The following is a 10,652-nucleotide window of genomic DNA, read 5'->3' as shown; positions in this document are numbered from 1 at the left end:
CTCTCCTGAAAGAAAAACACCCTGTCAGCGTACCGCTACAGGGTGGGGGTGACCATCTCATTAGCCCCGGCACCTGTTTGGCTGGGGCTTTTTGTTATCAGAACAACGTTATTACAACGCAGTCAGGGTAAAACGGGCTTATTTAATGGCCTGCGTAGGAACCTGTGCTGCGCTGTTGAACGTGATTTCGTTGATGGCACTCCATTTATTGGTATAGGTGCCAAACGTTTCCAGCTTGATAAAGCGCGCGTTGACCGCGGGGAAGGTGAATTTCTAGCCCTCTTTGGCATCGTTAGACGTGACCAGATTATCAGCCAGCTTGGTCCAGCTCTTGCCATCAGCGGAATAGGACACAGAGAACTTCAGCTTGCGTTCTTCTGCTTTGAACGACACCAAGACAAAGTTTTCAATGGATTGTGCCTTATGGAGTTCCAACTGTACCCAACCTTCACCGTTTACCGCCCAACGAGTTTTGTTGTTGCCATCAGCAATGTTGGCTGGGGTATGGCCCTTATCGGAGTCATAGCCGGAAGCGGTAACATTGGCGACTTGCGCAGCGGTAGCAGAGAGGGAAAACAGGCCTAACACACAGGCAGTAACCAGAGCGTATTTTTTCATTTTTTTACCTCATTCACAGGGATAAAGGAACGCAGATCCATTGCGTTAATGTGAAATTAGAGTATGAAAAAAAGAAATGCCATTTCATTTACCCGTGTCGCGTTATTATGATAAGTGCAGCAGCAAATGTGGTCAGCCCTTTACACATGTTGTGCGTTTGCGGTGTTCTGCGCGCAAACGCGGGCAGCTCGGGCAGAACACCCCGCCTTCCAGACGATAAATCAGACAGCAGTGCCGCAGCTCCTTTTTTTGTTCACCAGAGAGAAGGGGACGTAAACGGATCGGTTGATACAGACGATTTTTTTCGCCGTTGGTAAGCTCTGTTCTATCAAGTAAATCAGCGGCATGGCGCACATCTGCCCCCTCTTGTTCCGCCTGATTCATCCCCTGGTAAAAACGCACGCCGGCATTATTCCAAAACAGCGCTGCACTTAGCCCTGAGAGTGCGGAGAGTTGTTGGCATACGGGGGCGATGTGTTCATCGATCAGAGGTAAAAATGCCTGCCACTGGCGCTCCTCAACCGGACTGCCTAGCGAGGAGAGGACAAAACGTTGTGGCGTACCTTGTTCGCTTTGCACATAAGCAATGTCCGCCAGATGATAAGGGAGTTGCCACTGATGGCGCAGGTGGATATAGACCCAGGGTGCAACCAGTAACGCAAAATACCACTGCGACCATCTGGATATCAGGTAGGGACTGGCTGTCCTTGGGTCAGCGCGTGCAACCATGATGGCATTCCCGCTGTTAGCGGCGTTTGCAGTAGCGCAGTGGGAAAGAGTGCGGCCCCGTCAGGCGCAGAGAGCAAAAAACGCGTTTCTATTACGCGTCTGATTTCGGCATGTTGTTGTTCTAGGCCACAGCTATTCACACCGACTCCGATGGGGCATTGGCAACAGAAGGAGGATTTTTCATAATACGACGCAAAATTGGAATGATAATAATTACTTTTCTCGTTATTGGCTTATCGGGTGCCTTTTCTCGCCGTCATTTATTGAAACTGGCTTCGCTCTCTCCATGGTCGACGTCGGGCTTTGTTTCGGCGTCTGATCCTATTGTCAGCCTCGATCGGATTATTGCTCTGGAGTGGCGACCGGTAGAATTGTTGATGGCTCTGGGCATTACGCCGCTTGCCGTCGCGGAGAAGGGGAATTATCACCGTTGGGTGGTCGAGCCTGCGTTGTCTCACCGTGTGATTGATGTCGGGTTACGCAATGAGCCCAATATGGAATTGTTGCAACGCCTCAATACCTCTCTGTTTCTGGTGTCACAGGGCTTTGGCCCCGATATTGAACCATTGACCCGTTTGGCACCTTGCTTCGTGCCGGGTTTCCGCGATGCGCAGCACCAACCGCTTGATGCAGCCCGGCGCGATCTGCTTTTGCTCGGTCAACGCTTGAACCTGATGCATGCTGCGGAGCAGCATCTGCTCGAATTTGATCGTGAGTTGGGCACTCTGGCAAAACGTCTTCGTGCTTATTCGCCCCGTCCTTTGCTGCTGTTCTCGCTGCTTGATAGCCGTCGTGCGCTGGTTATGGGTCATAACAGCTTGTTTAACAACGTGCTCATCCGGCTCGGCTTAACCAATGCCTGTCAGGAAGAAACCAACTTTTGGGGGAGCTCTGTGGTAGGCATTGAGCGTCTGGTGCGCTACGAAGACGTGCAAGCGCTGTTCTTTGTTCAGGGCGATACCGCGTTGCTGGATGCGGTTTCCCAGTCAGCGCTGTGGCGCATGATGCCTTTTGTTCGAGACAACCGCTGGCAGACCTTGCCTGCGGTCTGGTTTTACGGTGCAACGTTCTCAGCGCTACGCTTTGCACGACTTCTGGTGCAGGAGTTGGAGTCGACGCCATGAGAACCTTTGGCCTGCTGTGGTTATCTGCACTGACGTTTGTGGCGATTGGGCTGACCGGTGTGAATTTTAGTCAGTTGGTACCGACACCTCTGTGGTGGCACAGCGTGTGGAGCCCAGATGGGCAAGATGCCAACCAGATGCTGTTTCATTTTAGACTGCTACCCCGAACGGTGCTGTCGTTGCTGGTCGGCTCCTCGTTGGGGCTGGTTGGCGTATTGTTTCAGCAAATTTTGCGTAATCCGCTGGCGGAGCCTGCGACGCTCAGCGTTTCTGCGGGCGCGCAATTAGGCTTGGCCCTGGCAACGCTATGGGCCTTGCCTGGCGGAGAAACAACGCGACAGTTAGCGACTATCGTTGGTGCAGTAGCAGCGGGTGCCATTGTGTTTGGGGTGGTATCGGGGCGGCGTATGTCGCCCATTACCCTGATTCTCGCCGGATTGGTGGTGGGGCTGTATTGTGGTGCGGTGAAAAGCTTACTGACGCTTTTCAACCATGAACGTTTGCAGAGCCTGTTCCTGTGGGGCAGCGGTATGCTCAATCAGTATGATTGGGGCGCCGTTTCGTTCCTTTGGCCTCGGATGCTGATCGGCCTGGTTATCATGTTACTCATGATCCGTCCGTTGGCGATGCTGGCATTGGACGACGCCGTTATCCGCAGTCTGTGGGTAAACCTGACGGTGGCGCGTATCGCTGGGCTGGGCATCGCCATGGTGTTGAGCGCCATGCTGGTGAGCGTAGCGGGTGTTATCGGTTTTATTGGTCTGTTTGCCCCGCTACTGGCACGCATGTTGGGTGCCAGAAGATTAGGGCCGCAGCTTGCGTTGGCGATGCTTGCTGTCGCGGGCGCTTTGATGCAGAAGTTGACGGGAAATCCAATGGCCAGCCCGGAAGTATTGGGCGTTACCTCGGGAGCCGCTTTTGGCGTGGTTCTGCTGCTGTTATTGGTTCCTTGGGATGTGCCATCGTGGCGTTGCTGGTCGGCAGTGCCGGTGCGGGCGGCACATTGCTGCTGATCATGCTGCTGGCAAACCGTGGCGGTTATTCTTCCAGTCGTCTTCTGTTGGTAGGGATTGCCTTGAGCACCGTATTTTCCACTCTGCTGACCTTTATTCTGGCGAGTGGCGATCCCCGTACCGGAGCGCTATTGGCATGGCTGGCCGGTTCAGCCTATAAAGTCAGCACGCAGCAGGCGTACATCTCGGCCCTTATTGGGCTGTTACTACTGAGCGCCACCCCGCTGATACGCCGCTGGATTGCCATCATGCTGCTGGGCGCGAGCGTGGCCCAGTCCGTGGGGATTGCGTTGCGTCCTGCGCGTATGTCGATTTTACTGCTGGCGACAGGGTTGGTCGCGACCGCGACATTGGTGATCGGTCCGCTGAGTTTTGTTGGCCTGATGGCACCCCATCTTGCCCGTTTTCTCGGGTTTCGCCGCGCATTGCAACAGGTCGTTATCGCTTCATTGCTTGGCGGCATGCTGATGCTGATTGGTTGGGACGCGTGTTGATTTTTCCTTATCAAATTCCTGCCGGTCTGTTAGCGACATTCCTGGGGGCGCCGTATTTTATCCTGCTGTTACGTCGGCAACATTCTGCCTGAGAGCAAGAAGTAAACCGTATCGCTGCTTGCATTTGTAAATCGAATTCGCATAATTGCGAAGCAGAATAATAATAATTTACATTTGCAATCAAGGGATAAAAATGACAGTGTTAACTCATATAGCACGTAAGCCAACCCGGCTTGCGGTGCTCATCGGGGCGTTCTGTGGCACGATAGCATTGCCGATTCTGGCACAGGACACCGCTTCAGTGGCTGCAAACACGGCAGCGCAAACGGCCTCTCCAACCGATAGCGTAAACAGTAAAGATACCATGACGGTGATTGCCAAACCGGAAGATAACTTCCGTGCCGGTGGCGATCAGTTGGTACCTGCTTATCTGGATGGACAGATCGCCAACGGCGGACGCGTCGGTTTCCTCGGCCAGCAGAACGCGCGCGATGTGCCGTTCAATGTCGTCAGCTACACCAGCAGAATGATTGAATCGCAGCAGGCGCAAACCCTGGGCGATGTGGTCAAGAATGATGCGTCGGTGCAAAGCGTGCGCGGCTACGGCAACTTTGCGGAAGCCTAACGTATTCGCGGCTTTAAACTGGACTGCGATGACATCACTATGGGCGGCCTGTTTGGCGTGATGCCGCGTCAGATTGTTTCCACCAATATGATTGACCAGGTTGAGATCCTGAAAGGGTCCAACGCGTTTCTTAACGGTGTTTCCGCAGGCGGCAGTGGCGTGGGCGGTGCGGTGAACGTGGAGCCTAAACACGCTGATGATGTGCCGCTAACGCGCGCTACGATCGACTACACCTCTTCCTCACAGGTTGGGGGCGCGCTCGATGTTGGGCGGCGTTTTGGCGACGATAACCGCTTTGGGGTACGCGTCAACCTGCTGCACCGCGAAGGCGAAGCCGCGATTGACGATCAACGCGAGCGGGTTTCATTGGCTGCTGTCGGACTGGATTATCGTGGCGACCGTTTCCGTTCCTCGCTGGATGCGGGCTACCAGCACCAGTATCTGCACGGTGGCCGTATGGGGATAAACGTTTCGGCTGCCGGGTTACAAGCTATCCCTGAACCGCCAACCAATACCCACAACTATAGCCAGCGCTGGGTCTATACCGATATGAAATCCCGCTTCGGGATGCTGCGCGGCGAGTACGATCTGGATAATCATTGGACGCTCTATTCTGGCCTTGGCATGAGTAACACCGAAGATATAGGTAATTACAGCACGCCAAAACTGACAGCAGCCGGTGATGGCAGCGCTACGCTGGGCCGTTTAAGTTCGGCATATATCGCTCAGAACACCTCATCGCTAGCAGGTATTCGCGGCAATTTTGATACCGGCCCGGTTAAGCACGAAGTCAACATGGACTATTCGGGTATATATAGTAAAGCCAGAGCGGCGTACACCATGTCTAAGTACGACTACGCTACAAATATCTATAACACCCCGGTAGTGGATTTCCCTGCGACAACCAGCAGCGGCGGCAATATGGACGATCCGAAAATACGCAACCGCATGCACAACTGGGGGCTGGCGCTTTCCGATACGCTCTCGGTGCTGGATGACAGCGTGCGCTTTACCGCAGGGTTGCGCCGTCAGGAGATATTGATACGCAATTATGAATACAGCGGTATCGAGAGTGGTACAGGAGGACGCTTTGATCGCACCAAGGTGAGCCCGATATTCGGCGTGGTTGTAAAACCTTGGGAACACGTTTCGCTGTATGCTAACCATATTGAGGCATTGCAGCCGGGTACCAAAACCTCATCCACAGAAGCAGTAAACCGTGGGCAGATATCAGGTATCTACGTTGCCAAACAAAATGAAGTCGGCGTGAAATTTGATTATCAGCGCGTCGGCGGGTCGCTGGCGTTTTACGAGATCAAACGACCAAACAGCTTTATCGATCCTGTGAATAAGCTCTATGGCCTGAACGGCGAACAGCGTAATCGCGGTGTGGAACTGAATGTGTTTGGTGAGCCGATGTACGGCCTGCGCCTCAACGGCAGCGCTACCTGGCTGGATGCCACTCTGGCCAAAACGCGCGCAGGTGCCAATGATGGCAATGACGTCGTGGGTACACCCGGTTACCAGCTGGTATTTGGCAGTGAATATGATGTCCCTTCGGTGGAAGGCTTGACGCTGTCTGGCACCGTGTTGCGTTACGGTTCACAATACGCCAATGAAGCCAATAAGTTAAAACTGAAGCCGTGGACGCGGTTGGATTTGGGCGTGCGCTACAGTACGCCACTGAACGACCACACACTGGTGTGGCGTGCCAACGTCGAACGAAAAATATTGGGCATCGGTGGATGATACTGGCACATACGTGACACAGGGCGATCCGCGCTCGCTGAAACTCTCGGTATCCGTGGATTTCTAATACTGACTGCGCCTGTTGCCATGGTTTACTGGCGCAGGAGCATTATTATTTACAGCGGCAATGCCATGATCACCGCATCTTCGCGCCCGTTGGCTGCCGGGTAATAGTTACGCCGCAGCGACACTTCATTAAACCCCAATTGCTCATACAGCGCGATGGCGTTGGCGTTGGAGGCGCGAATCTCCAGCCACAGCGTGGTAATGCCGCGCGCCTCCAGCGTTTCAATCAGTTGTTCCAGCAGACGCCGACCATGGCCTTGCCGTTGGTGTGTCGGGTGAACGGCAATATTGAACAACGTCGCTTCATCCAGCACAACCTGGGTAATGGCAAACGCCACCAGCGTATTGTCGCGCGTCAATTTCAGGTTCAGGTAGCGTTCGCCCTGATTACTGTTAAAGGTGCTTTCCGTCCACGGAAAAGCGTGGCTTGCCTTTTCGATGGCAAAGGCGGCAGGCAAATCGTGGGACGTGAGGGGAGAAATAACGTGCATGATAAACAACCTGAATTAATGGGCCTCTGAGGATGCCAACAAGGGAAGATGTTCACTGATTTGTTGCCACAGGGCGCGTTTGTCACTGGCGTTGGCATAAAGCTCGTCCAGCGTCGGACTACTCAATTGCACACCCGTCCAGGCGGGCGGCACATCAACCCCCAGGCACCAGCTATGGCAATGTGTCGAGGTGGGCAGCATGGCAGTCTGTTCCGGTGTGAGCGGGTACACCTGTTCGGGGCGCAGTGACAAACTGTGCAGCACATCGCCAATCAGAGTGTCATGGGCGGAGGGGAGCGAAGTGGCAACAATCACTAGACGCGTTTGTGCGGGCAGGGTAACGGCAATCTCGCCCTGCAACACCGTGGGGCGGCGTAACGTCCACTGCGTAATCCCCATCTGTTGTAAAAGCCAATCGCGTCTTGGTGCCATGATATCCCGTGCTCGGTTCGCCATGATAGCCGCGCTATGCTAACAAATCTGATACGGATGCGCCAATAAAGTGAACCGCAGCAGCGCGTTCCCCTTTAAGCCAGGTAATGACCAACGCCGTATTTTTCACACCCTGCTTAGTGGAAAGTAAAATATCTCACGTTAATGACGCTTCAATGTGATTTGCTGCAAGGAGTGCCATATGCGCTCTTTGTCGCTGTTTTTTAAGTTAGCCTGGTCAAGAACACGGAGAAAGGCAACTTTGTCGGTGAATTGTTCGCCTTGGGTCAACGTTGCAGTAATACAAGAGAGAATGTCGGTGTTCAACACGCTTATTTTTGATCTTACCTGAGGCAATGGGTCGGGTCGCCAGCCACTTTCTGCAACAGACAGCCAGTCAGCGCGGTAACGATATTGGATGGCCTTAGCGGCATCCATCTGTGCCTGGATAAACGGTTTTACCGACTCGCCGAGCAACCCGAGCTTTTCTGCCACCGTGACGGAGTTGGTCATCACGTTGACTTCCTGAGGCACGTCTTCAATGGCAAGGTGTTTTTCCGCTTTATACCCCGCAACATCCTTCATGTAAGACAAACGCTGGTTAATCAATGAGGCCAGATCGCCGCATTGTGTGGGGGAGGCTAATGCCGTTTCGGAAAAGAACAGTCCGGCTAAAAGTAGCGACCTTGCTGACACTTTACTAAACATTTAACGTCACCTTTTGCTATTAAGGGGATATATGCCTTCGATGTAGGTTCCAACGATGGAAATAATAGCGGGTCAGCCAAACGCGTTGATAAACGCTGGCTTAATAGAGAGCCATCTAGTGTACCTGCGCGTCATCTTCAAGGCTGGCAACTGCGTTGTGTTTGCGTTCTTGCCGTTTTGCGCCCATGCAACCGGGATAATTTAGGGTATAATCGCCGTTCTATTTTTGAGGAGCGAACACCTGATGTCAGCATTAACCCCCGCCAGTGAAGTGATACTGCGCCACAGTGACGAATTTATTTCCCGCCGTGTGCTGTTTGCCGGCGACATTCAAGATACGTTACCAGCACAGTTTGACGCGGCGGAGGTGCACGTGCATCTCACGCAATATCACCATTGGTTGCCGCTGAACAAAACCATGGGCGACAACGCGCAGTTTGGTTTGCTGGTGGATGCTGAGCAGGTGGCCGCCTGCGATACCCTGATTTACTTCTGGCCGAAGAGCAAACAGGAAGCGCAGTTCCAGCTCGCCAACTTGTTATCGCATCTTGTCGTTGGCAGCGAGATTTTTGTGGTGGGTGAGAACCGCAGCGGTGTGCGTAACGCGGAAGGTATTCTCGAAGACTTTGCACCGTTAACCAAGATTGACAGCGCGCGGCGCTGTGGGCTTTATCATGGCCGATTAGAGGCTTCTGCTGAATTTAATCTCGATGACTGGAAAGACAGCTATTACGTTGAGGATGTGCCAGTCGCGACGTTGCCCGGTGTCTTTAGCCGTGATGGTCTCGATGTCGGCAGCGCACTGCTGTTATCTACCTTTGCGCCGCACATGAAAGGCAAGGTGCTGGATATTGCAAGCGGCAGTGGCGTGGTGGCGGCGGTGTTGGCAAAACAGTTGCCAAAGCTGCGTTTGACGCTGAGTGATGTCAACGCGGCGGCATTGTTGACCAGCCGTGCGACACTGACGTTAAACGAATTGGAAGGCGATGTGACTGCCAGCGACGTCTACTCGGATATTGCCGGGTGTTTTGACCTGATCGTCTCGAACCCACCGTTTCATGATGGCTTGCAAACCAGCCTGAGTGCGGCCGATCGTCTGATTCGTGAAGCGCCTAAGCACCTAAATATTGGCGGGCAGCTACGTATTGTCGCTAACGCCTTCCTGCCTTATCCGGCGTTGCTGGATGCCACTTTTGGTAACCACGAAGTGCTGGCCCAAACCGGACGCTTCAAGGTGTATCAGGCCACATTAACGCGCGCTAGCAAGCATGCCAAACCGGCTGCGCGCTAACCGTGTGCAGGCCTCGGTGATACACCGAGGCCTCAGGTTGATGAAAGCGAGATCTTCCCCTCTTGTCATCCCCGGTTTCTCCCTCGTCATCCTCGGCGAAAGTCGGGGACCTCTGCCAGAAGAAACGCGTTCAGTTTGTACGAGATTCCCGCCTGCGCGGGAATGACGTGATGTATGCGGGAATGACTGTTTTAAGTGGGTTGTCAGTAACCTGACAGCGTGTTTTTGTGCTCATCGCTGTTAGCGGAGATTATTAATGGTAGCCATGCTCTCCGTGCCGTAACGATCGCCCGCTGCTGCGGCGAAGGGAAAGATGGCTTCAATCTCTGCCAGTTCCTCTGGTGTTAGCTGAACATCCAGTGCGGCGATATTCTCTTCCAGATAGCGACGGCGTTTGGTGCCCGGAATTGGCACGATATCGTCACCCTGCGCCAATACCCATGCCAGCGCCAACTGCGAAGGGGTGATGCCTTTTGCCCGTGCCAGTTTTTCTACTTGCTCAACCAGCGCCAGGTTTTTGGCAAAGTTATCCCCCATAAAGCGCGGATTGGTACGGCGGAAATCATCCGGAGCCAAATCTTCTGGGCTGCGTAACGTACCGCTCAAAAAGCCACGCCCGAGTGGGCTATAGGGGACAAAACCAATCCTCAACCGGCGGCACGCCGGGAGGATCTCCGCTTCTACATCGCGTGTCCAGAGAGAATACTCCGTTTGCAGCGCGGTAATCGGGTGTTCACGGTGTGCACGCTCCAACAATGAAACCGGCGCTTCATTTAATCCGATATAGCGGATCTTGCCGGCGGTCACCAAATCGCTCAATGCGCCGACGGTCTTTTCAATCGGTACGCTCGGATCGATGCGGTGCTGATAGTAAAGATCGATCTCATCGACACCGAGACGCTTCAGGCAGCCTTCGACCGCCTGACGCACATAATCCGGGCGACCACAGACACCGCGTGCATGTGGGTTGCTTGGATCGCGCATTATCCCGAACTTGGTGGCAAGTACCACCTGCTGGCGTTTACCTTTGATAGCGCGTCCGACCAACGCTTCATTGGTGTGTGGGCCGTACATATCGGCGGTATCCAGCAGCGTGACGCCCAGTTCCAGTGCGCGGTGCAGCGTAGCGATGGCCTCTTTTTCATCCTGCGCGGTCGAGTAAAAATCGCTCATGCCCATGCAGCCAAGCCCGATGCTGGAAACCAACGGTCCTGCTTTGCCAAGTTGACGTTGTTGCATTGTGTGTTCTCCCTTGCTCGTAAGATGGAAGCAGTGTGATTGTTCAGGGAATAAAGATAAATGGCGGATAATG

Annotated in this window: 7 protein-coding genes and 3 pseudogenes; 4 read left to right on the top strand and 6 right to left on the bottom strand. The window is 53.8% G+C overall.

The annotated features are described in order from the left end of the window. Window positions 1-138: 138 nt before the first annotated feature. Window positions 139-618, bottom strand: a pseudogene (locus CS369_RS13920) (discoidin domain-containing protein). 132 nt (window positions 619-750) lie between these two features. Then, complete coding sequence (fhuF, locus tag CS369_RS13915) at window positions 751-1,347, bottom strand: siderophore-iron reductase FhuF (protein ID WP_196907563.1); 597 nt, start codon at window positions 1,345-1,347, stop codon at window positions 751-753. Window positions 1,348-1,550: 203 nt separating this feature from the next. Between fhuF and fhuD the strand changes: the two genes are divergently transcribed. The 3 genes and pseudogenes from fhuD to CS369_RS13900 all read left to right on the top strand — a co-directional run bounded on the left by fhuD (window position 1,551) and on the right by CS369_RS13900 (window position 6,419). After that, window positions 1,551-2,471, top strand: a complete 921-nt coding sequence (gene fhuD, locus CS369_RS13910; RefSeq protein WP_196907562.1) for a Fe(3+)-hydroxamate ABC transporter substrate-binding protein FhuD — start codon at window positions 1,551-1,553, stop codon at window positions 2,469-2,471. Further along, a pseudogene (locus CS369_RS13905) lies at window positions 2,468-4,070 on the top strand (iron ABC transporter permease). Before fhuD ends, CS369_RS13905 begins: the two are co-directional and overlap by 4 nt. A 101-nt stretch (window positions 4,071-4,171) precedes the next feature. After that, window positions 4,172-6,419 (top strand): annotated as a pseudogene (locus CS369_RS13900) (TonB-dependent receptor). A gap of 49 nt (window positions 6,420-6,468) precedes the next feature. On the opposite strand, the gene rimI reads toward CS369_RS13900, so the two are convergent. From rimI to CS369_RS13885, 3 genes are all read right to left on the bottom strand, one after another. Further along, window positions 6,469-6,909, bottom strand: a complete 441-nt coding sequence (rimI, locus tag CS369_RS13895) for a ribosomal protein S18-alanine N-acetyltransferase (RefSeq protein ID WP_196907560.1) — start codon at window positions 6,907-6,909, stop codon at window positions 6,469-6,471. Between the two features lie 15 nt (window positions 6,910-6,924). Beyond that, window positions 6,925-7,341 (bottom strand): DNA polymerase III subunit psi, encoded by a 417-nt coding sequence (locus CS369_RS13890; protein ID WP_196907571.1) that lies wholly within the window; start codon window positions 7,339-7,341, stop codon window positions 6,925-6,927. Window positions 7,342-7,503: 162 nt separating this feature from the next. Further along, window positions 7,504-8,049: a chorismate mutase gene (locus CS369_RS13885; RefSeq protein WP_196907559.1), complete on the bottom strand. Its 546-nt coding sequence runs from the start codon at window positions 8,047-8,049 to the stop codon at window positions 7,504-7,506. A gap of 244 nt (window positions 8,050-8,293) precedes the next feature. On the opposite strand from CS369_RS13885, the gene rsmC reads away from it, so the two are divergent. Then, window positions 8,294-9,340 (top strand): 16S rRNA (guanine(1207)-N(2))-methyltransferase RsmC, encoded by a 1,047-nt coding sequence (gene rsmC, locus CS369_RS13880; protein ID WP_196907557.1) that lies wholly within the window; start codon window positions 8,294-8,296, stop codon window positions 9,338-9,340. Between the two features lie 240 nt (window positions 9,341-9,580). Here rsmC and CS369_RS13875 read toward each other — a convergent pair whose 3' ends face one another. Beyond that, on the bottom strand, window positions 9,581-10,579 hold the full coding sequence (locus CS369_RS13875; RefSeq protein ID WP_196907556.1) for an aldo/keto reductase: 999 nt from the start codon (window positions 10,577-10,579) through the stop codon (window positions 9,581-9,583). Window positions 10,580-10,652: the final 73 nt, after the last annotated feature.

This window comes from Candidatus Symbiopectobacterium sp. 'North America', from assembly GCF_015762685.1.
In the GTDB taxonomy this organism is placed as follows: Bacteria; Pseudomonadota; Gammaproteobacteria; order Enterobacterales; family Enterobacteriaceae; genus Symbiopectobacterium.
The sequence above is the reverse complement of the archived record's forward strand: the minus strand, read 5'-3'. Positions and strand labels throughout refer to the sequence as shown.